We start from the raw sequence: 23,349 nt of genomic DNA, 5'->3' as shown, positions 1-23,349 counted from the left end.
GCCCACCCGACGATACCCGCGCCCGATGGGGTAGCTTCCCCCGCGTGATCGTCGTCGGTGGAGAAGCCCTGATCGACCTGGTGCCCGTCGAAGGACCGTCGGGCGCCCTGCTGCCGCGGCCGGGCGGCGGACCGTACAACACCGCGCTCGCCCTGGGCCGGCTCGGCGCACCGGTCGCCTTCTGCTCCCGGATCTCCACGGACGGCTTCGGCGCCTCGCTGCTCGACGGGCTGCGCGCGGCCGGGGTGGACCTCTCGCTGGTCCAGCGCGGACCGGAGCCGACCACGCTGGCGGTGCCCTCGCTGGCACCGGACGGCTCGGCGGCGTACGGGTTCTACGTCGAGGGCACGGCCGACCGGCTGTTCCGGCTGCCGCCCGCGCTCCCCGAGGGCGTACGGGCCCTCGCGCTCGGCACCTGTTCGCTGGTCCTGGAGCCCGGGGCGAGCGCCTACGAGACCCTGCTGCGCCGGGAATCCGGGCGCGGGCTGCTGACCCTGCTCGACCCCAACATCCGCCCGGCGCTGATCGCCGACCCGGCGGCCTACCGGGCCCGCTTCCTGTCCTGGCTGCCGCACGTCGGCGTGCTGAAGCTGTCGGAGGAGGACGCGGCGTGGCTGGGCGGCCGGGCCGGCGACTGGCTGGCGGCGGGCCCGTCGGCGGTGGTGCTCACCCGGGGCGCGGGCGGCCTGACGGTGTGGACGCGGGAGGGCGCGGAGCACTCGGTACCGGCCCGCCGGGTCGCGGTGGTGGACACCATCGGCGCGGGCGACACCGTGAACGCGGCCCTGCTCCACCGGCTCGCGGGCGAAGCGGTCGGCGCGGGCGGCGCGGGGCTCCCGGGCCCGGTGGACTGGCCCGGGGTGCTGTCCTACGCCGCCGCGGCGGCCGCGCTGACCTGCACCCGGGCCGGCGCGGAGCCTCCGTACGCCGCCGACCTCAGCGCAGGGCGGCCCACACCGTAGCGGCGACGGCGGGGGCGAACTCCTCGACGGGGCCGACGGTGTCGGGCCCGGAGAAGTGCAGGAAGAAGGCCCGCTGGAAGCAGGCGCCGAGCAGCAGCGCGGCCGCGGCCGCCGGGTCGGCGTCGGGGCGCAGCCTGCCGCGTTCGAGCTCGCGGAACAGATGGCCGGTGAGGGCCTCCAGCACCACGTGCGGACCCGCGCCGATGCTCCGTACGCCCTCCCTGTGGCGGGCGAGCAGGACGGGATCGGCGAAGAGCGAGCCTGCCATGGGCATGGCCTCGGCGTAGAAGAGCGAGGCGTACCGGGCGATCTCGGTGAGCCGCTCCTCGGCCGACTGGTCCCCCGGGTCGCTGGTCAGCGCCGCCATCATCGCGCCGGCGTTGGGGCGCCGCTCCATCAGCACGCGGACGAACAGCTCTTCCTTGTTCGCGAAGTACTTGTAGAGCGCGGCCTCCGAGCAGCCCGCCTCCCGGGCGATGGCCTTCGTGGTGGCGTTGGCCAGCCCCGTGGTGCGCATCAGGGTTTCGGCGGCATCGAGCAGGCGCTCCGGGGTGGAGCGGCTTGACTTCGGGGTGAGCATTCACTCACCATAGCGGTAGTGAGGGGTGAGTGAATACTCACCCACCCCTCTCCGTCATGCGCCACACGTCATGCGCCACACGTCATGCGTCACGCGAAATGTGGGAGTCGGAATGAAACTCACGGTGTTCGGAGCCACGGGCGGGATCGGCCACGAAGTGGTCCGGCAGGCGCTCGAAGCGGGTCACGAGGTGACGGCGGTCGTCCGCGACCCGGCCCGGCTGGACGTACCGGCGCACGACCGGCTGCGGGTGGCGGTCGTACGGGACCTCACCGACGAGGACGCGGTCGTGCGGGTGCTGGAGGGGCAGGAGGCGGTGGTCTCCGCGCTCGGCCCGGCGAGCAACAAGCAGGCCAGGCTCACCCCCATCGCCGGCCCGGCCCGGCGGTCGATCGTCTCCGCGATGGACCGGGCCGGGGTGAGCCGCCTGTCGGCGGTCAGCGCGGCGCCGCTGGGCCCCGAATCCCCGGAGGACGGCGCGCTCACCCGGGTGCTGGTCTACCCGCTGCTGCGCAGGGCGCTGCGGGACGTGTACGCGGACCTCACGGTCATGGAGGCGGCCATCTCCGCCAGCCGTACGCGGTGGACGGTGATCCGGCCGCCGCGGCTGCTGGACCGGCCGTACACGGGGACCTACCGGCGGGCGGTCGACGCCAACGTGCCGGGCGGCAAGGTGATCGCCCGCGCGGACGTCGCGGACGCCCTCCTGACCACCCTGTCCGACCCCTCGACGTCGGGCCACGCCATCGGCGTCGCCGCCTGACGGCCCCGTGCGGCGCTCGCGCCGCTCCGGCCGGGCCCCCTAACGGCGGTTCCCGTCGTGCGGGGTGCGCCCCCGGCCGGGAGGGTGACGGCATGGGCCACTGGTGGTACCGCAATGTCCTGGAGCCCGGGAAGCTGCCGCTGCTCCTCGCACTGTCGGCGTTCGTGCTCGCCTTCGCCGTGACCCGGGTCATCACCCGGATGATCCGCGCGGGCAAGGGACCGTTCCGCAACGTCACTCCGGGCGGGCTGCACGTCCACCACGCCGTTCCGGGAGTGATCCTGATGACCGTCGGCGGTTTCACGGGCATCGCCTCGGCCGGCCGGTCGGGGTGGGGGGCCTCGGTGGCGGCGGTGCTGTTCGGGATGGGCACGGGGCTGGTCCTGGACGAGTTCGCGCTGATCCTGCACCTGAGCGACGTCTACTGGACCAAGCAGGGCACGATCAGCATCGAGGTCGTGATCATGACCGCGGCGCTCGCGTCGCTGCTGCTCTGCGGGTTCCTTCCGCTGGGGGTGGACGGGCTGACGCCCGTCGAGGAGCGCAACCGGCTGACGGCGGTCGCCACGGTGGTGGTGAACCTGCTGTTCGCGGTCGTGGCCCTGTTCAAGGGGAAACCCCGGATGGCCGTTCTCGGCGCGGTCGTTCCGCTCATCGCGATGGTCGCCGCCGTACGGCTGGCACGCCCGACGTCCCCGTGGGCCCGGCGCCTCTACCGCGGCCGGGCCACAGCCCGGGCCCGGGCGATGAGAAGGGCCTATCACCACGACCGGCGCTGGAACGGACTGCGGCGCCGGGTGGACTACCTCATCGGCGGCGCCCCCAGCCCGTAGGAGCCCGGAAGGCGGCGCCGCTCCCCCAACGGGACCGGCGCCGCCTCCTGAGGACTACGCCTTGCGCGCCCGCGTGGCCTTCTTAGCGGGCGCGGCGGCGGCCGCCTCCTTCGCCACGGCTTTCTTCGCCACGGCCTTCTTCGCGGCGGCGGGAGCCGCCTTCTTGCGCGCGGCCGCCTTCTTCACGGGAGCGGCCGCCCCCGCACCGTCCAGCACCCGGTCCGCGCCCAGGATGTCCCGCAGGAACTTGCCCGTGTGGCTCGCGCCCACCGAGGCGACCTGCTCCGGCGTGCCCTCGGCGACGACGAGGCCGCCTCCGTAACCACCCTCGGGGCCCATGTCCACGACCCAGTCCGCGGTCTTGACGACATCGAGGTTGTGCTCGATGACGATCACCGTGTTGCCCTTGTCGACCAGCCCCGACAGCACCTTGATCAGCTTCGAGATGTCCTCGAAGTGCAGACCCGTCGTCGGCTCGTCCAGGACGTAGACCGTCCGGCCCGTCGAGCGCTTCTGGAGCTCCGAGGCCAGCTTCACGCGCTGCGCCTCGCCGCCCGACAGGGTCGGTGCCGACTGGCCGAGGCGGACGTACCCGAGCCCCACCTCGTTCAGCGTCTTCAGGTGCCGCGAGATCGTCGGAACGGCCTCGAAGAAGCCGGCGGCCTCCTCGATCGGCATGTTCAGGACCTCGGCGATGGACTTGCCCTTGTAGTGGACCTCCAGCGTCTCCCGGTTGTACCGGTCGCCGTGGCAGACCTCGCACGGGACGTACACGTCCGGCAGGAAGTTCATCTCGATCTTGATCGTGCCGTCGCCGGAGCAGTTCTCGCACCGGCCGCCCTTCACGTTGAAGGAGAAGCGGCCCGGCAGGTAGCCGCGCACCTTCGCCTCCATCGTCTCCGCGAAGAGCTTGCGGACGTGGTCGAAGACACCGGTGTACGTGGCCGGGTTGGACCGGGGGGTCCGGCCGATCGGCGACTGGTCGACGTGCACGACCTTGTCGACGAGGTCGTCGCCGTCCACCCGCGTGTGCCGCCCCGGCACCGAACGCGCGCCGTTGAGCTCGCGGGCGAGGTGCGTGTACAGGATGTCGTTGACCAGCGTCGACTTGCCGGAGCCCGATACGCCCGTCACCGCCGTGAGCACGCCCAGCGGGAAGGACACGTCGATGTCCTGGAGGTTGTTCTCCTTGGCGCCGTGGACCGTGAGCTTGCGCGACGGGTCCACGGGTCGGCGTACGTCCGGGAGCGGGATGGACCGCTTGCCGGACAGGTACTGACCGGTGATCGACTCGGGGTTCTTCAGCAGCTCCTTCAGGGAGCCACTGTGCACGACCTTGCCACCGTGCTCGCCGGCGCCGGGACCGATGTCGACGACCCAGTCGGCCACCTTGATGGTGTCCTCGTCGTGCTCGACGACGATGAGCGTGTTGCCCATGTCCCGGAGCCGGACGAGGGTCTCGATCAGGCGGTGGTTGTCCCGCTGGTGCAGGCCGATGGAGGGCTCGTCCAGCACGTACAGCACGCCCACCAGGCCGGAGCCGATCTGGGTGGCGAGGCGGATGCGCTGGGCCTCGCCGCCCGAGAGGGTGCCGGCGGCGCGGTTGAGCGAGAGGTAGTCCAGGCCGACGTCGACGAGGAAGCGGAGCCGCTCGTTGACCTCCTTGAGGACCCGCTCGGCGATCTTCTTGTCGCGGGCGTCGAGCTTGAGGCGCCCGAGGAAGTCCGCGCACTCGCTGATCGACATCGCGGCGACATCCGCGATCGAGCGGTCCATGACCGTCACCGCGAGCACGATCGGCTTGAGCCGGGTGCCCTGGCAGGTGGGACAGGGCACCTCGCGCATGTAGCCCTCGAAGCGCTCGCGGCTGGCGTCGCTCTCGGACTCCGAGTGGCGCCGCTTGACGAACGGCACCGCGCCCTCGAAGGCCGTGGTGTAGGCCCGCTCGCGCCCGTACCGGTTGCGGTAGCGCACCTCGATCTGGGTCTTGTGGCCGTAGAGCAGGGCCTTCTTGGCCCGCAGCGGCAGGCCGGCCCACGCGATGTCCGTGCGGAAGCCGAGTTCCCCGGCGAGCGCGCCGATCAGCCGCTGGAAGTAGTCCTTGGTGTGGCCGAGCGCCCACGGGGAGACCGCGCCCTCGTCCAGGGACTTGTCCTCGTCCGGGACGATCAGCTCCGGGTCCACCTCCATGCGCGTACCGATGCCGGTGCACTCGGGGCAGGCGCCGAAGGGCGAGTTGAAGGAGAAGGAGCGCGGCTCCAGCTCCTCGAAGGAGAGGTCGTCGTACGGGCAGTAGAGGTGCTCGGAGTACATCCGCTCACGCTCGGGGTCGTCCTCGGCGAGGTCGACGAAGTCCAGGATCACCATGCCGCCCGACAGCCCGAGGGCGGTCTCCACGGAGTCCGTCAGCCGGCGCTTGGCGCTGTCCTTGACGGTGAGGCGGTCGATGACCACCTCGATGGTGTGCTTCTCCTGCTTCTTCAGCGTGGGCGGCTCGGAGAGCTGGATCGTCTCCCCGTCCACCCGGGCACGGCTGTAGCCCTTGGTCTGGAGGTCGGCGAAGAGGTCGACGAACTCGCCCTTGCGCTCGCGCACCAGCGGCGAGAGCACCTGGAAGCGGCTGCCCTCGGGCAGCGCGAGCACCTTGTCGACGATCGCCTGCGGCGACTGCCGCGAGATCGGCCGGCGGCACTCGGGGCAGTGGGGCTTGCCGATGCGCGCGAAGAGCAGGCGGAGGTAGTCGTAGACCTCGGTGATGGTGCCGACGGTGGAGCGGGGGTTGCGCGAGGTGGACTTCTGGTCGATGGAGACGGCCGGGGAGAGGCCCTCGATGAAGTCGACGTCGGGCTTGTCCATCTGCCCGAGGAACTGGCGGGCGTACGAGGAGAGCGACTCGACGTAGCGGCGCTGGCCCTCGGCGAAGATCGTGTCGAAGGCCAGGGAGGACTTGCCCGACCCGGAGAGTCCGGTGAAGACGATGAGCGAGTCGCGCGGCAGGTCAAGAGAGACGTTCTTGAGGTTGTGCTCGCGAGCGCCACGAACGATGAGACGGTCGGTCACGCCGGTCCGCACCTTTCTTGAGAGAGCGGGGGCACTGGCCCCCGTCCCAGGGTATTGGGGGGCGCCTCTGCGGTGGAGTGGGAGACTGGACTCCGAGCGTATAGCACGTGCATTCGATTTCCGGCACTCCGCAGCCCTCTTCACCCGATCGTGTGGCGAGGACCCCTCGGCCACTAGGCTCGGCCGCATGATTGATCATGCGCACGACCTGCGATCCGTTCATGAGGCCACCGATCGGCTGCTGACCGCGGTCGCGAAGCTGGACAACGCGAAGCTGGCCGAAGAGTCACGTCTCCCCGGCTGGAGCCGCGGACACGTCCTGGCCCACCTAGCCCGGAACGCGGACGCCCTGGTCGAGGTCTTCGAGGGCCGCCCGATGTACGAGAGCGCCACCTCCCGGGAGTCCGACATCGAGCGTGATGCGGGGCGTCCTCTGCTGGAACAGCTGGAGGACGTACGGAATTCCGCGGACCGCTGGCAGGCCGTGGCCGCGGCGCCGCAGGACTGGACCCGCACCGTCGAACTGCGCAACGGCGTCACCGACTCGGCGGCCCGCGTCCCCTTCCGCCGCCTCATCGAGGTCGAGCTGCACCACGTCGACCTGGACATCGGCTACGAGCTCTCCGACCTCCCCGGGGAGTTCACCGGCCGGGAGATCGAGTTCCTCGCCGAGCGCTGGTCCGGACGCCCGGACGTGCCGCCCACCGCCCTGTCCGCCACCGACGGGCGCCACTGGCGGACCGGCTCCGCCGGCGACCCGGCCGTCACCGTCACCGGCGCCGCCGCCGCGCTCCTGGGCTGGCTGGCCGGCCGCGGGGACAAGGGCGCCTCCCTGACCACCGAGGGCGGCCCCCTGCCGGCCCTCCCTCCGCTCTAGGATTCAGTCCATGACGTACAGCGGAGCGGTCAAGGTCGGCGGTCCGGCCGACGTGCACGAACTCTCGGACCTGATGATTTCCAAAGTCGCGGTGGGCGGCATGAACAACAACGCCTACCTGCTGCGCTGCCGGGCCACCGACGAGCAGCTGCTCATCGACGCGGCCGCGGAGCCGGCGACCCTGCTGAGCCTGATCGGCGACGGCGGCATCGCCTCGGTGGTCACCACCCACCAGCACGGCGACCACTGGGGCGCACTGGCGGAGGTGGTCGAGGCGACCGGCGCGCGGACGTACGCGGGCCGCTTCGACGCGGAGGGCATCCCGGTCGCCACCGACGTGCCCGTCGAGGACGGGGACACGATCACGGTCGGCCGGGTCACGCTGACCGCCCGCCACCTGGTCGGTCACACCCCCGGCTCGATCGCGCTGGTCTACGACGACCCGCACGGCCACGCGCACGTGTTCACCGGTGACTGCCTGTTCCCGGGCGGCGTCGGCAACACCTCGGGCGACCAGAAGGCCTTCACCAGCCTGCTCGACGACGTGGAGACCAAGCTGTTCGGCGAACTGTCCGACGAGACCTGGGTCTATCCAGGCCACGGCAACGACACCACGCTCGGCGCCGAGCGTCCCCACCTCGCCGAATGGCGCGAGCGCGGCTGGTGAACCGCTCCGGCGCGTCAACCTCGCGCCGGACCGCACTCCCTTCCGGTCATTGATGACCGAACGCACGTCCTGAGGGTGCGGGGCGGGGTAATTGCTGCACCATGCAACACGACCCCTCCCCCGCTCCCCCCTCCAAGGCCGAAGACGCCCCGGCCGAAGCCGCCCCGGCCGCCCCCTCGATGCTCCGGCTCGCCGCGGCCTCCCTCGTCGGCACCGCCATCGAGTTCTACGACTTCTTCGTCTACGGCACCGCCGCCGCCCTGGTGCTCGGCCCGCTCTTCTTCCCCTCCTTCTCCCCGCTCGCCGGTACCCTCGCCGCCTTCGGCACTTTCGGCGTCGGCTTCCTCGCCCGGCCCCTCGGCTCCGCCGTCTTCGGCCACATCGGCGACCGGTACGGCCGCCGCCCGGTGCTGCTCGCCTCCCTGCTGCTCACCGGTCTCGCCACGGTGGCGGTGGGCTGCGTGCCCTCGTACGCCTCCATCGGGATGGCCGCGCCGATCCTGCTGGTCCTGCTGCGCTTCCTCCAGGGCCTCGGCCTCGGCGGGGAGTGGGGCGGCGCGGTCCTGCTGACCTCCGAGCACGCCCCCGAGGGGCGTCGCGGGCTCTGGTCGAGCTTCCCGCAGATGGGCCCGGCGGTCGGGTTCCTGCTGGCCAACGGCCTGATGCTGATCCTGTCGAGCACGCTGTCCGACGGGCAGTTCGCCGCCTGGGGCTGGCGGGTGCCGTTCTGGGTGGCGGGGCTGCTGGCCCTGACCGGGCTGTGGCTGCGCCGCTCGGTGGAGGAGACCCCGCAGTTCCGTGCGCTGACCGAGACCGGCCGCCGGGCCGAGGCCCCGCTGACGGAGGTCCTACGGGGCCACTGGCGGCTGCTCCTGCTGACCGGCGGGGCACTGGCCGTGGGCTACGCCGTCTTCTACGCGGTCACCACCTGGTCCCTCGCCTACGCCACCGAGCACCTCGGCGTGCACCGCTCGGTGATGCTGGCCTGCATCATGGTGGCCGTCGCCCTCAAGGGGGCGGCCACTCCGGTGATCGCGGTGCTCGGCGACCGCTACGGCCGGCGCCCGCTGTGCCTGGCGGGCTGCGCGGCGTCCGCGCTGTGGATGTTCCCGTTCGTGGCGCTGCTGCGCACCGCGGACCCGCTCCTGATGACCGTGGGCCTCTTCGGCGCCCTGCTCGGGATGGTGACGATGTTCGCGGTGGTGGGCGCCTACCTGCCCGAGCTGTACGCCCCGCGCATCCGCTGCACGGGGGCGGCCGTCGGCTACAACCTCGGCGGGGTGCTGGGCGGTGCGCTGACCCCGATCGTGGCGACGGCGCTGGCGGACGGCTCCGGCCCGCCGTGGGCCGTCGCCGTCTACCTGACGGCGATCGCCCTGGTCTCGCTGGCCTGCTTCGCGCGGCTGCCGGAGACCAACCCGGCGGTCGTCCGGCAGCGGACGGGTGCGGAGGCGCAGAAGGGGGCGGCCGAAGCGACCGCCCCCGCATAGCCGTAGAGCCGTGTAGGTCGTCTCTTTCGGATCTTGTCGGCCGAGTCCACGGCGTCTGGTGCCGTGCCTGGGCGTGCTGTCGGGGCGCTCGCGTACTGGGCGTACGTGGCCGCCTCGGCAGTGCGGCCAGGCGCGGTGCCAGGCGTCGCGGGCCCGGCAAGATCCGAAAGAGACGGCCTAGCCCCGCCCTCCGGCCGCTACTTGGTCTCCACCGGCTTGTGGCCCGGGTACAGGTGACCGGGGGTGACGATATTGGTGACCGCCTCGCCGAAGAGGGTGCTGGGCTCCTGGCCCTTGTACAGGTCGTCGGTGGTGAGCAGGATGACCATGGTCGCCTGCTCCTCCGGCAGGTAGACGGTGAGCGTCTCGTATCCGGGGAGCGAGCCGTTGTGGCCGAGCCAGCCCTGGACGTTGAAGATGCCGAGCCCGTAGCCGTCGCCGGGGATGATGCCGATCGGCTGGGTCTTCAGGCGCTCGGCCTGGGTCGCGGGGGTCAGCAGCGTGCCGGTGGCCAGGGTCTTGGCCCAGCTGCGCAGGTCCTGGAGGTCGGAGGCCATCGCTCCGGCGGCCCAGGCCCAGGACGGGTCGAAGTTCGTCGCGTCCACGATCTTGCCGCCGGGCAGATCGTTCGTGTAGCCGTGCGCGTGCGGCTCGGGGAACGTCGTCCCCGTCGCAAGGAGGGTCCGCCCGCCCAGCCCCGCGGGCTTGACGACGTCCTGCGCGATGACCTCTTGGAGCGGCCGGCCGGTGATCTTCTCCACCAGCAGGCCGAGCAGGATCAGATTGGTGTTGGAGTACTCGAACTTCGCGCCCGGCTCGAAGTTCACCGGGTGCTTGAAGGAGATGTCGAGCAGTTGCTGAGGGGTGAAGACGGAGGTGCCGTTGAGCTCCTTGTCGAAGCCCGGGTCCTCGCTGTAGTTGAAGAGCCCGCTGCGCATGCCCGCCAGTTCGCGCAGGGTGATGCGGTCCCCGTTGGGGACGCCGCTGATGTACTTGCCGATCGGGTCGTCGAGGGCGAGCTTGCCCTGGTCGACGAGCTGGAGGAGGGCCGTGACCGTGAAGGTCTTGGTCTCGCTGCCGATGCGCACCCCGAGATCGGGCGTCATGGGTGCGCCGGTCGCCTTGTCGGCCACGCCGAAGGACTTCACGTAGCTGCCCTTGCCGGGGGCCCACAGCCCCACGGTCACGCCCGGCACCTTCGTCAGGTCCATGACCTGGCGGATCGCCGCGTCCAGTCGGGCCGCGACGGCCGGGGTGAGCTGCGGGAACTCCGTATCGCCGGACGGTGACGGGGCCGCGGACACGGACGGGGCGGTCGCCCCGTACGCGGAGCCCGCGACGGCCGGGGTGATGAGCAGGCCTGCGGCGGCAACCGCCACACAGGCCCTGCGCATCCTGATGCGGGTCGGCCTCATGGGTCGGCCTCCTGTCGTACGACGACGAGGGAGAAACGTCCCACCAGCCTAGGCCCGCGCCACCCCGGTCGCGCGGCGGCCGGGGTGGCACCGGATCAGGCCTCGATGCGCTCCGGGCCGGCCGCGGCGGCCTCGGCCGCTTCGGCCTCCGCCTGCTTCTTCGAGGCGATCAGGCTGGTGATCGTGGTGATCACCAGGACGCCGCAGATGACGCCGAGGGAGACCGGGATGGAGATCTGCGGGACGTGCAGGCCCGACTCGTGCAGGGCGTGCAGCACGAGCTTGATGCCGATGAAGCCGAGGATGACGGAGAGGCCGTAGCTGAGGTGGACCAGCTTCTTGAGCAGGCCGCCGATGAGGAAGTACAGCTGGCGCAGACCCATCAGCGCGAAGGCGTTCGCGGTGAAGACGATGTACGGGTCCTGGGTGAGGCCGAAGATCGCGGGGATCGAGTCCAGGGCGAACAGCACGTCGGTGGTGCCGATGGCGAGCATGACGACCATCAGCGGGGTCATGATGCGCTTGCCGTTGTTCTGGATGAAGAGCTTCGTGCCGTGGTAGCGGTCGGAGACTCCGAACTTCTTCTCGATGGACTTCAGGAGGCGGTTCTCCTCGAACTCCTCTTCCTCCTCGTCCTTGCGGGCTTCCTGGATCAGCTTCCACGCGGTGTAGATGAGGAACGCGCCGAAGATGTAGAAGACCCACGAGAAGTTGGTGATGATCGCGGCGCCGGCGGCGATGAAGATGGCGCGCAGGACCAGGGCGATCAGCACGCCGATCAGCAGCACGCGCTGCTGGAGCTGCGAGGGCACCGCGAACTTCGCCATGATCAGGACGAAGACGAAGAGGTTGTCCACGCTGAGGGACTTCTCGGTGATGAAACCGGCGAAGAACTCCTGCGAGGCCTGGCCGTGCCCGAACACCAGCAGGCCGAGACCGAAGAGCACCGCGAGGACGATCCAGACGACCGTCCAGATGCCCGCCTCCTTCATGGAGACGTCGTGCGGCTTGCGGCCGATGAAGAAATCGGCGCCGATGAGGATGCCCAGACCGAGAATGGTCAGCACCCAGAGAGTCAACGAAACGTCCACTATGAACACGCCTCCGGCAGATGGCTCAGAACTTTGTCAGCGTCATCGCTGCCGGAGGTCTCTTCCACCCGGACGGCCAGGAGGCCACGGGCCGGCGCCCCGGGACCGATTGCAGTCCGTATTGACGGGCACGCCGTAGCAGGAAAGCAGGAATACTCCCCTCCGCGTTCACCAGAGTACCCGCGGTGGGCGCGAAAGGTAAAGGGGAACCCAAGAACTGGTCAGCGGCCGGTCATCGAGGCCGGGCGGCGGACCGCCCGGCCACCGCTACCGCGCGCGTCCCCGGGCCGCCGCGACCCGCTCCAGCGCCTGGTCCAGGACCCGGCTGCCCTGCGGGGGCAGATCCGGCTCGAAGGTCCAGGCGTGGTGGACCCAGGGGTCCGCGAGGTGGTTGTCCGGGACGGGCGACAGCCGCATCAGCGAGCGCCACAGCGGATCCAGCAGCGGCCCGTAGGCCGAGGCCTCGTCACGGTCCGCGACCATCAGGAGGTGCACGCCGACCGCCGGGCCCTCGTCGGCGAGATAGCGCAAACGGGTGACGGCGCGGTCGTCGAAGCCGTGCGGGAAGTCGTGCACGATCAGCAGCTGGTCGGAGGTGTCCACATCGGGCGGCAGGTCCTCGGGAGCCCCGGCCCGCACCGCCATCTGTACGAGGTCCACCCGGCGGGTCAGCCGCTCCAGGGTCTCGGTGACCCCCGCGGCCCCGGCCGCCGGCGCCCCGGCCAGCACTCCGGCGCGCACCAGCGGGGCCAGCGAGGCGGCTCCGGCGCCGGCCGCGTCGATGACGTGGACGGCGAACCGGTCCGCGGGGTGGGCGGCCAGCATCCGCGCCGCGTGCGCGACGGCCATGTCCATGGCGGCGCGGCGCAGCCGGTCGGTGTCCATCGCCATGGCCGCCTCGGAGCCGGTGCGGCCGTTGTCGATCCACAGACCGCGCTCCGGCGGGACCCGGACCAGCATGGGGATGCGCAGGTCGGGCCGCTCGGGCAGGTGGAGGTCGCCCAGGCGCAGGGCGAGGGGGGCTTCGGCGGGCACGGTGTGCGCCTGCCAGACGGGGTTGTCCCAGCGCGCGTACGCGGCGGGCAGCGCGGGCTCGACCACCTCGGACTCGGCGGTGAGCTGGACCAGGTCCCGGTCGAGGACCTCCTGCGCCCGCGCGACCAGTTCCTCGCGGCGGGCCCGGGCGGTGTCCCGGGCGGCGTTGCCGGAGCCGCCGAGGCGGTGGCGCGGGTCGGACAGGGCCTCGTCGAGCTCGCGGTCCATCCGGGAGTCGGCGAACTCGACGGCTCCGCGGTAGGCGGCGACGGCGCGGGCCAGGTCCTCGAACATGCCCCAGACCTGGTTGTAGAGCCGCTCCTCCATGGACCAGCCGCTCGCGTCCCCGGCGATGGGCCGGGGCGCCTCGCCGGGTCGCGGCGGCTCGGCCGGGCGCGGCGCGGGCTCGGGCGGCTCGGTGCTGGTGCGGCGGCGCGGGTGCGCGTAGCTGATGGTGGGCGGACCGCCGGCGGCGCCCGGGTCCGGGGGCATCGGCGGCGGCGTGGGGGCGGCCGGAACCTCCTGCGGCGCCGGCGCCGGCGCCGGCGCCGGGGCCGGGGGCTCGGCCGTGGCCGGGGCCCGGAGCCCGCGCGGAACGGTCGGGGCCGGGCCGCCGGGCATGACGGCCAGGGTGATGTCTCCGGCCGGAGCCGTGCCCAGGGCGGCGGCGGCCAGTTCGACCGCGGCCGGGGCGGGCAGCCCCGCGTCGGTCAGGAGCGCGCCGAGACCGGCGGCGTACCCCTGGCCGACGGCGCGCACCTTCCAGGCGCCCTGGCGCCGGTACAGCTCCAGGGCCACGACGGCGGTCTCCGACTCCAGTCCGGTCAGCGTGTACCCGGCGAGCTCCGCGCCCTCCGGATCGGCCACGGACACGTAGGAGGCGGGGACCGCGCCGAAGTGCACCGGCCCGCCGGGCGGCAGGACCAGGACGAGGCCGACCCGGTGGACGGCCGGTGCGACCGCGTCGAGGTCGACCGCTATGCGGTGCTGCCCGGATGCCGCTCCGGGCACTTCCAGCCCGGGAAGGGTGCGGGCGCCGGGGTGGGCGAGCGCCCCGGGGCCGGCGAGCCGGCCCGAGTCGTCGCCGAGGTGGGCCAGGGCGAGCACGGGTGTGCCCGCCGAGACCCTGATCTCCACCCGGCTCCGGGACAGGGGGTGGTTCTGCCCCCGGACCAGTTCGGCCGTCATCGTGCAGCCCCTCCCCCGTACCCGGTGTTCCGCCGGGCCTTCGATCGTGCCCGGTCCTGCTGTGCTGTGCTGTGCTGTGTAGTGCTGTGCCGTGCCGTGTCCGGCAGAGCCGCCGGTCCTGCTCAGAGGTGCTTACAGGTGTTTACAGGTGCGGCAGGATCGCCGGCATCAGGTCCTGGAAGGTACGGCCGTTGGCCGGGTTTCCGAGGGCCGTCATCTGCCAGCCGGCGCCGACGCGCGACACCTTCGCCATGATCTGAGCGGTGTACTGGCCGCCACCGTCCAGCGTGTAGCGGGCCAGCTCCTGGCCGTTGGTCTCGTCGACGATGCGGCAGAAGGCGTTCTCCACCTCCTGGAACGTCTGACCGGTGAAGGAGTTCACCGTGAAGACGATCTGGTCGATGTGCACCGGCACGCGCTGCAGGTCGACGAGGATCGACTCGTCGTCCCCGCCCTGGCCCACGCCGCCGACGAGGTTGTCACCGGTGTGCTTGACCGAGCCGTCGTCGCTCTGCAGGTGCCGGAAGAAGACGACGTCCACGGGCTGCTTGTCGGCGAAGAGCACCGCCGACGCGTCGAGGTCGATCTCCCGGGTCCGCGAGCCGAACAGCCCCCGGCGCTTGGCAGCCTGCCAGCCGAGGCCCATCCGGACCGCGGTCAGCGTGCCTCCGTCCGCCTTCTGCAGACTGATGGCCTGACCCTTGGTCATGTTGACCGTCACGCGCTGTCCCCTCTCCATAGCCCTCCCCCGATGGGGGTGCGCAGCATGTACCTGCGGCTGTGCCAACCCTACTGACCGCCTCCGGGTCAGGCGAGGCCCGCTTCCTTCATCTGTCGCAGCTCCTTCTTCAGCTCGCCGACCTCGTCCCGGATCCGGGCCGCGACCTCGAACTGCAGCTCCGCGGCCGCGCCCCGCATCCGCTCGGTCATCTGCTCGATGAGCGCGGCCAGTTCGGCCGCGGGACGGTCGGTGGCCACCACGGGGCCCTTGGCACCCTTGGCGCCCTTCGCCCCGGCCTTGCCGGCCGCCGCGGCCTGCGCCGCCTTGCCGCCGAGCGCCGGGACGGGCGCCTTGAGGGCCTTGCCGTCCTTCGTCTGCCGGTAGCCGGTACCGAGGAGTTCCTCGGTGTCGAGCTCCTCGCGGGCGATCGTGGCCACGATGTCGTTGATCTTCTTGCGCAGCGGCTGCGGATCGATCCCGTGGGCCGTGTTGTAGGCGACCTGCTTCTCGCGGCGCCGGTTCGTCTCGTCGATCGCCTGGGCCATCGCCGGGGTGATGACGTCCGCGTACATGTGGACCTGGCCGGAGACGTTGCGCGCCGCGCGGCCGATGGTCTGGATCAGCGAGGTCCCCGACCGCAGGAAGCCCTGCTTGTCGGCGTCGAGGATGGCCACCAGCGAGACCTCCGGCAGGTCGAGGCCCTCGCGGAGCAGGTTGATGCCGACCAGGACGTCGTACTCGCCGGCCCGCAGCTCGCGCAGCAGCTCGATGCGGCGCAGGGTGTCCACGTCGCTGTGCAGGTAGCGGACCTGGATGCCGAGCTCCAGGAAGTAGTCGGTGAGGTCCTCGGCCATCTTCTTGGTGAGGGTGGTGACCAGGACCCGCTCGTCCTTCTCCACGCGCGCGCGGATCTCGTGCACCAGGTCGTCGATCTGGCCCTCGGTGGGCTTGACCACGACCTCCGGGTCGATGAGACCGGTCGGGCGGATGATCTGCTCGACGAAGCCGTCGCCGCGCGAGAGCTCGTACTTCCCCGGGGTCGCCGACAGGTAGACGGTCTGGCCGATCCGCTCCTGGAACTCCTCCCACTTCAGCGGCCGGTTGTCGAGGGCCGACGGGAGCCGGAAGCCGTGGTCGACCAGGGTCCGCTTGCGGGAGGCGTCGCCCTCGTACATCGCGCCGATCTGGGGCACGGTGACGTGCGATTCGTCGATGACGAGGAGGAAGTCCTCGGGGAAGTAGTCGATGAGCGTGTTCGGGGCGGAGCCGCGCTCGCGGTCGTCCATGTGCAGCGAGTAGTTCTCGATGCCGGAGCAGGACCCGATCTGGCGCATCATCTCCAGGTCGTAGGTGGTGCGCATGCGCAGGCGCTGGGCCTCCAGCATCTTGCCCTGCTTCTCCAGCTCGGCGAGGCGCTCGGCGAGCTCGGCCTCGATGCCGCGGACCGCCTTCTCCATCCGCTCGGGGCCGGCGACGTAGTGGCTGGCGGGGAAGACGTAGAGCTCGCGGTCCTCGCTGATCACCTCGCCGGTCAGCGGGTGCAGGGTGGACAGGGCCTCGATCTCGTCGCCGAACATCTCGATGCGGACGGCCAGTTCCTCGTAGACCGGGAAGATCTCGATGGTGTCGCCGCGCACCCGGAAGGTGCCCCGGGTGAAGGCCACGTCGTTGCGCGTGTACTGGATGTCGACGAAGCGGCGCAGGAGCCCGTCCCGGTCCATCTCCTCGCCGACCTTGAGGGGGACCATCCGGTCGACGTACTCCTGCGGGGTGCCGAGACCGTAGATGCAGGACACGGAGGCGACGACGATGACGTCGCGCCGGGTGAGGAGGGAATTGGTCGCGGAGTGGCGCAGCCGCTCCACCTCCTCGTTGATCGAGGAGTCCTTCTCGATGTAGGTGTCCGACTGCGGTACGTACGCCTCGGGCTGGTAGTAGTCGTAGTACGAGACGAAGTACTCGACCGCGTTGTTCGGCAGGAGCTCGCGGAACTCGTTCGCCAGCTGGGCGGCGAGCGTCTTGTTCGGCGCCATCACCAGGGTGGGCCGCTGGAGCTTCTCGATCATCCAGGCGGTCGTCGCCGACTTGCCGGTTCCGGTCGCGCCGAGCAGCACGACATCCTTCTCACCTGCACGGATGCGCTTCTCCAGCTCGGCGATGGCCGCCGGCTGGTCGCCGCTGGGCGTGTAGGAGCTGACGACCTCGAAAGGCGCCACCGTGCGTTCGATCTTCGATACGGGCCGCATGGGTCAACCGTACGACCACCCACTGACACTCGGGGCCGTCCGCCCCGTCCGCCTCGGGCGGAGCCGTGCGGGTCTGGTCCGTTTGTCGTAGTTCGGTGGCGGCCCGGTGATCGTCAACCCCATGATCGCCGTACGCGGCTCTCCTGAAAGTGCGTCGGAAACGCACCGCCGCCAGTGCCTCGCCGCAACGAATGCCGCTCCGCGCCCGTTTGACGGCAGGAGCAGGGCCCATGACCCGAGGAGAACGCGCATGTACGTCCGATCCGCCGCCGCGGCCACCGCCGCCTTGCTGGGGCTCACCCTGACCGTGTGCGGTGCGGGCTCCGCCTCGGCCGCACCCGGTCCGGACTGGCTGTCCAACCCGATCGTGTACGCCCACCGGGGGGCTTCGGCCTACGCCCCGGAGAACACCCTGGAGTCGATCGACCTCGCCATGGAGATGGGCTTCGACTGGGTGGAGAACGACGTCCAGCGCACCAAGGACGGCGAGCTCGTGGTCGTCCACGACGACACGCTGGCCCGGACGACCGACGTCGAGCAGGTCTTCCCCGATCGCAAGCCCTGGCGGGTGAAGGACTTCACCGCGGCGGAGATCGCCCGGCTGGACGCGGGCAGCTGGTTCGGTCAGGAGTTCACGGGCGCCCGCGTACCGACCCTGCGGCAGTACATGAACCGCGTCCAGCGCAACCAGCAGCGGCTGCTCCTGGAGATCAAGAAGCCGGAGCTCTACCCGGGGATCGAACGGCAGACCCTGGACGTGCTGGGCGAGACCGGCTGGCTCGAAGAGAACCACGTGGCCCGCCGGCTGGTGGTCCAGAGCTTCAGCGCCGCCTCGGTCCGCACCGTGCACGAACTGCGCCCCGACCTGTTCACGGCCTTCCTGGGCACCCCGCCCCTGGCCGACCTGCCGCGGTACGCCGAGTTCACCGACCGGATCAACCCCTGGTACACCACGATCAACAGCGACTGGGTCGCCGCGGTGCACAAGCTGCCCGGCGCCCACGGCAAGGCGCTGGAAGTGGACACCTGGATCGTGGACGACGCCGCGACCGCCCTGAAGGTCCAGGACATGGGCGTGGACGGGATCATCACCGACAAGCCCGACGTCGTACGGGAAGCGGTCGGCGGCTACTGACGGGCGGCACTGCCGGCGCTGCCGGTGCTGTCAGCGCTGTCAGCGGAGCGCCGTACCGTGAAGGGGTGGACACTCCTGAGCCCCGCGGGCCGCACCTCGAATGGACCGTCGTCGACAGCGGCGACACCGGTATCGGGCCGCTGCTCCTCGCCGCCACCCCCGAGGGCCTGGTCAAGGTCGAGTTCCATGCCGGACCGGACCGCGCCGCGAAGATGATCGGCGCGCTGGTCTCCCGGCTCGGCGCCGACGCCCGGCGCCCGCCGCCGGGCGAGGAGGTCCTGCTGGCCGAGCCGATCCGCCAGCTGAAGGCCTACTTCGCCGGTACGCTGCGCCGCTTCGACCTGCCGCTGGACTGGCGGCTCAGCTCCGGCTTCAACCGGCAGGTCCTGCTGGAGCTGGACCGCACCGTGCCCTACGGGGCGGTCGTGGGGTACGGCGAGCTGGCCGCCCGGGCCGGCGCCCCGGGCGCGGCCCAGGCCGTCGGCAACGCCATGGGCTCGAACCCGCTGCCCCTGGTGGTGGCCTGCCACCGGGTCGTGGAGAACGACGGGGGCATCGGCGGCTTCGGCGGCGGCGTGGAGACCAAGCGCCGCCTCCTGGCCCTGGAGGGCGTCCTCCCCGAGCCGCTGTTCTAGGGGGCGGTCCGGCCGTGGCCCCCGTGCTTCCCGTGCTCCCCGTGCTGCGGGAAACCCTGTTCCGCCCGCCCCGCGCGGGGTGCGAAACTGCGGCGGTGACCACTCCATGCGCCGCGCCCGCAGCCCCTCCGCATCCGTGTCGGAGGTGGACCGCGTGAGCACCGTGCCCGGCACCGACCGGCCCGCCGTCACCTTCACCGCCGCCGACCTGCCACGGCTGCGGCGCCGCACCTCCACGGTGCTGATCGCCGGCCAGGTGCTGGGCGGGATCGGCGTGCCCATCAGCATCGCCCTGGCCCCGGTCCTGGCCACCGAGGTCAGCGGCACGGAGTCGCTCTCCGGCTTCGCCTCGACGGCCTCCGTGATCGGCACAGCCGCCGTCTCCCTGCCGCTCGCCGCGCTGATGACCGCGCGCGGCCGCCGGCCCGGGCTGGTCCTCGCCTACGTGATCGGCGCGGCCGGGGCCGCCCTCGTCGTCCTCGCCGCCTCGATCAAGAACTTCCCGCTGCTGATGCTCGGCATGGCCGCCTTCGGAGCCGCCTCCTCGGCCAACCTCCAGGCCCGCTTCGCCGCCGCCGACCTCGCCGAGCCCGACCACCGGGCACGAGCGATCTCCGTGGTCGTCTGGGCCTCCACCATCGGCGCCGTGCTCGGCCCGAACCTCTCCGCCCCGGCCAGCCGCAGCTTCACCGGCACCTCCATACCCCCGACGGCGGGGCCTTTCATCTGGGCCGGCGCCGTCTTCCTGCTCACCGCCACGCTGATCGGCGTACTCCTGCGACCCGACCCGCTGCTGACGGCCCGCGCGCTCGCTCCCTCCGAGGACCAGACCCGCGCCGGGCGTTCGCTGCGTGCCGGGTTCGCGGCCGTCAAGGCCTCACCCCGGGCCCGGCTCGCCCTGCTCACCATCGCGGTGTCCCACACCGCCATGGTCTCGATCATGGTGATGACCCCGGTCGACCTGGGGCACCACGGAGCCGGGCTCCAGCTCATCGGGCTGGTCATCAGCGGGCACATCGCCGGCATGTTCGGCTTCTCGCCGGTGATGGGCTGGCTCGCGGACCGGATCGGCCGGCTGTCCGTGATCGGGCTCGCGGCAGGCCTGCTGTCCGTCGCCGCACTGCTCGCCGGCACGGCCGACGGGAACCACGCCCAGAGCGCCGCCGGACTCTTCCTGCTCGGCCTGGGCTGGTCCGCCGGCATGGTGTCCGGCTCGGCGCTGCTGACCGACTCGGTGCCGGCGCCCGCGCGGGCCGCCGTACAGGGGCTGGGCGACCTCACCATGAACACGGCCGCCGGGGTCGGCGGCGCCGCCGCCGGGCTCGTCATGTCCCAGGCGGGCTACGGCTGGCTCAACGCGGCCGCCGCCGCCCTGCTGCTGCCGATGGCGGCGCTCGCGCTGTTCACCTCGCGCCGCCGTCCCGTGAAAGCCGCCGATACCGGTCAGTAGCTGATGTGGTACGCCTTGCGGAGCGTCTCGTGGACGGTCCAGGTGGTCCGGTCCCCCTCCCGCAGGACGCACGCGGAGCCGGGGCCGACCTCCAGGGTTCCGCCGCCCTCCACCTCGATGGTGGCGCGGCCGCTGACCACCACGAACAGCTCGTTCGCCTCGGTGTCGGTGACGACGCCCGGGGTGATCTGCCAGATGCCGCGCACCTGCGAGCCGTCCGGCGCCTCCCACAGCACCTTGCCGGTCACGACCGGATTCCCCGAGACGATCTGCGCGGGGTCGAGCTCGTCCGGCTCCAGCTCGGAGTCGGGGACGTCCGGGAGGGACACGGCGAAGGAGGCGGGGGCGTCGCGGTGATCATTCGTGCTCATGCTCCGAGCCTAATCGGAGCCCCCCGCGCGCCGGGGTGACCAGAGCGTCCAGCGCACACCCGCCACACCGGTCACCCTGTCGCCCCTTCTCGACGCGCCGCGCACCTTTTCGACGCGTCGCTCGCACCGCTGCGCGGGCTTCGCGCCGCTGCGCCGGACTCCGTCCGGCGGTGGCCGGGCGGAGCTGCCGCTACGGCCGTCCCGGCGCGGGGCCGGTGGGCGGGTGCAGGTGGTGCGCCCTGCGGGGCAAGGTCCCCTACCCGCCCTTCCACCGTTCCCCGGGCTCCGCCCGGACCCCTGCCGCGTGTGGCGCCGTTGCCGGTGGCCAGCCCCCGGACTCCTGCTCCTCAAACGCCGGAGGGGCTGGATTCCGCCTGGTCGGGGCTGGAGCGCCCGTAGGGCAATTCGAGCCCACGCCGACCACATCCAGCCCCTCCGGCGTTTGAGGAGCGGGGTCTGGGGCGGAGCCCCAGGGGCTCGGGCGCAGCCCGGGGTCCGACGGGTCAGGGCGGAGCCCTGGGAACGGTGGAAGGGCGGGTAGGGGACCTCCGCCCCGCGCAGCGGCGCATCGGCGTCGCCGACGCGGCCACCCCCGCGCCCCGCCTCGCGGGCCGCCCGGCCGTCGGAGCCGGGGCTCAGGTCCGTGTCGGTGACGCGGGCCCGGGCCCGGTCGAGGACGCGGCGCGGTCCGGAGCCGGGCACGGTGCCGGGGCAGGGGCCGAGGCAGAGGCAGAGGCAAGGACAAGGGCAGGGCAGGGACAGGGGCCGGGGCCGGGGCCGGGGCAGAGGCACGGGCAGGGACAGGGGCCGGGGCAGGGGCAGAGGCAGAAGCAGAGGCAGGGCACCGTGCCGGGGCGGGGCGGGTTCGCGCCGGTGCGGCGTCGGGGCGTTTGGGGTGCCGGATCGCGTGCCAGGGATGGGGACATGTCACAGCACACAGCATCTGAGCACACGGCGTCGGCCACCGTCCCGGCCGCGATCCCGGTCCTGTCGGAGGAGGTGCGCGAGGCACTCGACCGCGGACGGCCCGTCGTGGCGCTGGAGTCCACGATCCTCGCCCACGGCCTGCCCCGCCCCCGCAATCTGGCGGTGGGTCTGGAACTGGAGGAGCTGGTCCGGTCGGAGGGGGCCGTTCCGGCGACCGTCGCGGTCGTCGACGGAGTGGCGTACGCCGGACTGGACAAGGCCAAACTGGAGCGGATCGCGGGCGGCGAGGGCGTGCGCAAGCTCGGCCACCGGGATCTGGCCCCCGCCCTCGCCACGGGGGCGACGGGCGCGACCACGGTCTCGGCCACGGCCTTCCTCGCCGCGCGGGCGGGGCTGCGGGTCTTCGCCACCGGCGGGCTGGGCGGCGTACACCGGGACTGGACCCGGTCGCAGGACGAGTCGGCGGACCTCGCGCTGCTGGCGCGGACCCGGATCACCGTGGTGTGCGCGGGGGTGAAGTCGATCCTGGACGTGCCCGCGACGCTCCAGCGGCTGGAGACGCTCGGGGTGACGGTCCTCGGGTACGGGACGGATCGTTTCCCCGGGTTCTACCTGGCCGATTCCGGGGAGCCGGTGGACTGGACGGTCCACCGGCCCGAGGAGGTGGCGGCCGTGATGGCCGCCCAGGACCTGCTCGGCGGCGCGGAGTCGGCGCTCCTCGTGGCCAACCCGGTGGACCGGGAACGGCAGCTCGATCCGGAACTGCACGACCGGGTCCTGGCCGAGGCGCTGTCGGAGTGCCGGGAGCGGGGCATCACGGGACAGGCGGTGACACCGTTCCTGCTGGGGTTCCTGGTGCGCGCGACGGGCGGCGCCTCCCTCGAAGCCAATCTCGCGGCGGTACGCGGCAACGTCCGTCTCGGTGCCCGGATCGCGCGGGCCCGGGCGGCGCGGCCGTGACCGTCGCGGCGGCCGCTCCCGCCGGGCCTGGGGCGCTGCTGGTCGTCGGGGACGTGGTGACGGACGTCGTGGCGGTGCATACGGAGCCACTGGCTCCGGGCACCGACACCGCGGCCCGCATCCGGACCCTGCCGGGCGGAGCCGGGGCCAACGCGGCCTGCTGGGCCGCCCACGCGGGCGCCCCGGAGGTGCGCCTCCTCGCGCGGGTCGGCGCCGACTCGGCCCCGTGGCACGAGCGGGCGCTGCTCGACGCGGGGGTACGGCCGAGCCTGGTGATCGATCCCGCCGCGCCGACCGGAACGGTGGTCGCGCTGGTCGGCGCGGACGCGGAGCGGACCTTCCTGACCGACAGCGGGGCCTCGCTGCGGCTCTCCCCCGCCGACTGGGAACCCGCGCTCCTGGACGGGGTCGCCCATCTCCACCTGTCGGGCTACCTGTTCTTCGCCGACGCGAGCCGCGAACTGGCCCTGGTGGCGCTACGGGACGCCCGCGCCCGGAACGTACCGGTGAGCGTGGATCCGGCGTCGGCGGGGTTCCTGGCCGCGCTGGGGCCGGAGCGCTTCCTGGCCGCCGCGGCGGGGGTCGGCGTACTGCTGCCGAACGAGGACGAGGCGCTGCTGCTGGCGGGGTCGCACGGGCGTCCGGCCGGGGTGGCGGCCGTCGCGCGGGCGGCGGCGGAGCTGAGCCGGCGGGTGCCGTTGGTGGTGGTCACCCGGGGCGGGGCCGGAGCGCTCGTCGCCGAGGACGGCCGGGTCACGGCCGAGGTCGCGGCGGAGAGCGCCGAGGCGGTGGATTCCACGGGCGCCGGGGACGCCTTCACCGGCGCCTTCCTCGCCGCCCGGCTGGCGGGAGCGGGCCCGGCGTGGGCCGCGGGGGCCGGCTGCCGGGCGGCCGCGCTGGCGGTGACCCGGCTGGGCGGGCGGCCGTAGGGGGAACGGGGAGA

At 72.4% G+C, this 23,349-nt stretch carries 19 protein-coding genes; 11 read left to right on the top strand and 8 right to left on the bottom strand.

The window, feature by feature from the left end; translation table 11 throughout:
• Window positions 1-44 precede the first annotated feature (44 nt).
• On the top strand, window positions 45-962 hold the full coding sequence (locus OG730_RS31050; RefSeq protein ID WP_327307334.1) for a carbohydrate kinase family protein: 918 nt from the start codon (window positions 45-47) through the stop codon (window positions 960-962).
• Here OG730_RS31050 and OG730_RS31045 read toward each other — a convergent pair.
• Complete coding sequence (locus tag OG730_RS31045; RefSeq protein WP_327307333.1) at window positions 937-1,542, bottom strand: TetR/AcrR family transcriptional regulator; 606 nt, start codon at window positions 1,540-1,542, stop codon at window positions 937-939. The two genes, OG730_RS31050 and OG730_RS31045, sit on opposite strands and share 26 nt — an antisense overlap.
• A 112-nt stretch (window positions 1,543-1,654) precedes the next feature.
• On the opposite strand from OG730_RS31045, the gene OG730_RS31040 reads away from it, so the two are divergent.
• Window positions 1,655-2,305, top strand: a complete 651-nt coding sequence (locus tag OG730_RS31040; protein WP_327307332.1) for an NAD(P)-dependent oxidoreductase — start codon at window positions 1,655-1,657, stop codon at window positions 2,303-2,305.
• Between the two features lie 92 nt (window positions 2,306-2,397).
• Window positions 2,398-3,138, top strand: coding sequence for a hypothetical protein (locus OG730_RS31035; RefSeq protein WP_327307331.1), 741 nt, complete (start codon window positions 2,398-2,400; stop codon window positions 3,136-3,138).
• Window positions 3,139-3,192: 54 nt separating this feature from the next.
• Here OG730_RS31035 and uvrA read toward each other — a convergent pair whose 3' ends face one another.
• Complete coding sequence (gene uvrA / locus OG730_RS31030) at window positions 3,193-6,198, bottom strand: excinuclease ABC subunit UvrA (protein WP_327307330.1); 3,006 nt, start codon at window positions 6,196-6,198, stop codon at window positions 3,193-3,195.
• A 187-nt stretch (window positions 6,199-6,385) separates the two neighbouring features.
• Between uvrA and OG730_RS31025 the strand changes: the two genes are divergently transcribed.
• The 3 genes from OG730_RS31025 to OG730_RS31015 all read left to right on the top strand — a co-directional run bounded on the left by OG730_RS31025 (window position 6,386) and on the right by OG730_RS31015 (window position 9,232).
• Entirely contained in the window at window positions 6,386-7,075 is a 690-nt protein-coding gene (locus OG730_RS31025) for a maleylpyruvate isomerase family mycothiol-dependent enzyme (protein ID WP_327307329.1), read from the top strand.
• A gap of 10 nt (window positions 7,076-7,085) precedes the next feature.
• Entirely contained in the window at window positions 7,086-7,742 is a 657-nt protein-coding gene (locus OG730_RS31020; RefSeq protein ID WP_327307328.1) for an MBL fold metallo-hydrolase, read from the top strand.
• Between the two features lie 179 nt (window positions 7,743-7,921).
• The gene (locus OG730_RS31015; RefSeq protein WP_327309494.1) at window positions 7,922-9,232 is read left to right on the top strand and encodes an MFS transporter; all 1,311 of its coding nucleotides are present in this window, start codon (window positions 7,922-7,924) and stop codon (window positions 9,230-9,232) included.
• 197 nt (window positions 9,233-9,429) lie between these two features.
• On the opposite strand, the gene OG730_RS31010 is transcribed toward OG730_RS31015, so the two are convergent.
• The 5 genes from OG730_RS31010 to uvrB form a co-directional block, all read right to left on the bottom strand.
• The gene (locus OG730_RS31010) at window positions 9,430-10,647 is read right to left on the bottom strand and encodes a serine hydrolase domain-containing protein (protein ID WP_327307327.1); all 1,218 of its coding nucleotides are present in this window, start codon (window positions 10,645-10,647) and stop codon (window positions 9,430-9,432) included.
• A 95-nt stretch (window positions 10,648-10,742) separates the two neighbouring features.
• Complete coding sequence (locus tag OG730_RS31005; RefSeq protein ID WP_327307326.1) at window positions 10,743-11,738, bottom strand: TerC family protein; 996 nt, start codon at window positions 11,736-11,738, stop codon at window positions 10,743-10,745.
• Window positions 11,739-12,005: 267 nt separating this feature from the next.
• Window positions 12,006-13,961 (bottom strand): TerD family protein, encoded by a 1,956-nt coding sequence (locus OG730_RS31000; RefSeq protein ID WP_327307325.1) that lies wholly within the window; start codon window positions 13,959-13,961, stop codon window positions 12,006-12,008.
• 142 nt (window positions 13,962-14,103) lie between these two features.
• Window positions 14,104-14,682 carry a TerD family protein gene (locus tag OG730_RS30995; RefSeq protein WP_254383773.1) on the bottom strand — a complete coding sequence of 193 codons (579 nt, stop codon included), beginning with the start codon at window positions 14,680-14,682 and terminating at the stop codon, window positions 14,104-14,106.
• A gap of 86 nt (window positions 14,683-14,768) precedes the next feature.
• Window positions 14,769-16,928: an excinuclease ABC subunit UvrB gene (gene uvrB, locus OG730_RS30990; protein ID WP_327307324.1), complete on the bottom strand. Its 2,160-nt coding sequence runs from the start codon at window positions 16,926-16,928 to the stop codon at window positions 14,769-14,771.
• A gap of 250 nt (window positions 16,929-17,178) precedes the next feature.
• Here uvrB and OG730_RS30985 point away from each other — a divergent pair, with 250 nt between their 5' ends.
• From OG730_RS30985 to OG730_RS30975, 3 genes are all read left to right on the top strand, one after another.
• On the top strand, window positions 17,179-18,063 hold the full coding sequence (locus OG730_RS30985) for a glycerophosphodiester phosphodiesterase (RefSeq protein WP_327307323.1): 885 nt from the start codon (window positions 17,179-17,181) through the stop codon (window positions 18,061-18,063).
• 65 nt (window positions 18,064-18,128) lie between these two features.
• Window positions 18,129-18,698: a methylated-DNA--[protein]-cysteine S-methyltransferase gene (locus OG730_RS30980; protein WP_327307322.1), complete on the top strand. Its 570-nt coding sequence runs from the start codon at window positions 18,129-18,131 to the stop codon at window positions 18,696-18,698.
• Between the two features lie 163 nt (window positions 18,699-18,861).
• Complete coding sequence (locus OG730_RS30975; protein WP_442815224.1) at window positions 18,862-20,148, top strand: MFS transporter; 1,287 nt, start codon at window positions 18,862-18,864, stop codon at window positions 20,146-20,148.
• Here OG730_RS30975 and OG730_RS30970 read toward each other — a convergent pair.
• Window positions 20,142-20,519, bottom strand: a complete 378-nt coding sequence (locus tag OG730_RS30970) for a cupin domain-containing protein (protein ID WP_327307320.1) — start codon at window positions 20,517-20,519, stop codon at window positions 20,142-20,144. The genes OG730_RS30975 and OG730_RS30970 overlap by 7 nt on opposite strands.
• A 924-nt stretch (window positions 20,520-21,443) precedes the next feature.
• Here OG730_RS30970 and OG730_RS30965 point away from each other — a divergent pair.
• The gene (locus OG730_RS30965) at window positions 21,444-22,406 is read left to right on the top strand and encodes a pseudouridine-5'-phosphate glycosidase (RefSeq protein ID WP_327307319.1); all 963 of its coding nucleotides are present in this window, start codon (window positions 21,444-21,446) and stop codon (window positions 22,404-22,406) included.
• Window positions 22,403-23,335: a carbohydrate kinase family protein gene (locus OG730_RS30960; protein WP_327307318.1), complete on the top strand. Its 933-nt coding sequence runs from the start codon at window positions 22,403-22,405 to the stop codon at window positions 23,333-23,335. Before OG730_RS30965 ends, OG730_RS30960 begins: the two co-directional genes overlap by 4 nt.
• Window positions 23,336-23,349 lie beyond the last annotated feature (14 nt).

This window comes from Streptomyces sp. NBC_01298 (assembly GCF_035978755.1).
In the GTDB taxonomy this organism is placed as follows: domain Bacteria; phylum Actinomycetota; class Actinomycetes; order Streptomycetales; family Streptomycetaceae; genus Streptomyces.
The sequence above is the reverse complement of the archived record's forward strand: the minus strand, read 5'-3'. Positions and strand labels throughout refer to the sequence as shown.

Bases quoted from the DNA above. Each gene is read 5' to 3' on its own strand.
- OG730_RS31045 (WP_327307333.1), bottom strand. From the start codon at position 1,542: ATGCTCACCCCGAAGTCAAGCCGCTCCACCCCGGAGCGCCTGCTCGAT.
- OG730_RS31040 (WP_327307332.1), top strand. From the start codon at position 1,655: ATGAAACTCACGGTGTTCGGAGCCACGGGCGGGATCGGCCACGAAGTG.
- OG730_RS31035 (WP_327307331.1), top strand. From the start codon at position 2,398: ATGGGCCACTGGTGGTACCGCAATGTCCTGGAGCCCGGGAAGCTGCCG.
- OG730_RS31025 (WP_327307329.1), top strand. From the start codon at position 6,386: ATGATTGATCATGCGCACGACCTGCGATCCGTTCATGAGGCCACCGAT.
- OG730_RS31020 (WP_327307328.1), top strand. From the start codon at position 7,086: ATGACGTACAGCGGAGCGGTCAAGGTCGGCGGTCCGGCCGACGTGCAC.
- OG730_RS31015 (WP_327309494.1), top strand. From the start codon at position 7,922: ATGCTCCGGCTCGCCGCGGCCTCCCTCGTCGGCACCGCCATCGAGTTC.
- OG730_RS31010 (WP_327307327.1), bottom strand. From the start codon at position 10,647: ATGAGGCCGACCCGCATCAGGATGCGCAGGGCCTGTGTGGCGGTTGCC.
- OG730_RS31000 (WP_327307325.1), bottom strand. From the start codon at position 13,961: ATGACGGCCGAACTGGTCCGGGGGCAGAACCACCCCCTGTCCCGGAGC.
- uvrB (WP_327307324.1), bottom strand. From the start codon at position 16,928: ATGCGGCCCGTATCGAAGATCGAACGCACGGTGGCGCCTTTCGAGGTC.
- OG730_RS30985 (WP_327307323.1), top strand. From the start codon at position 17,179: ATGTACGTCCGATCCGCCGCCGCGGCCACCGCCGCCTTGCTGGGGCTC.
- OG730_RS30970 (WP_327307320.1), bottom strand. From the start codon at position 20,519: ATGAGCACGAATGATCACCGCGACGCCCCCGCCTCCTTCGCCGTGTCC.
- OG730_RS30965 (WP_327307319.1), top strand. From the start codon at position 21,444: ATGTCACAGCACACAGCATCTGAGCACACGGCGTCGGCCACCGTCCCG.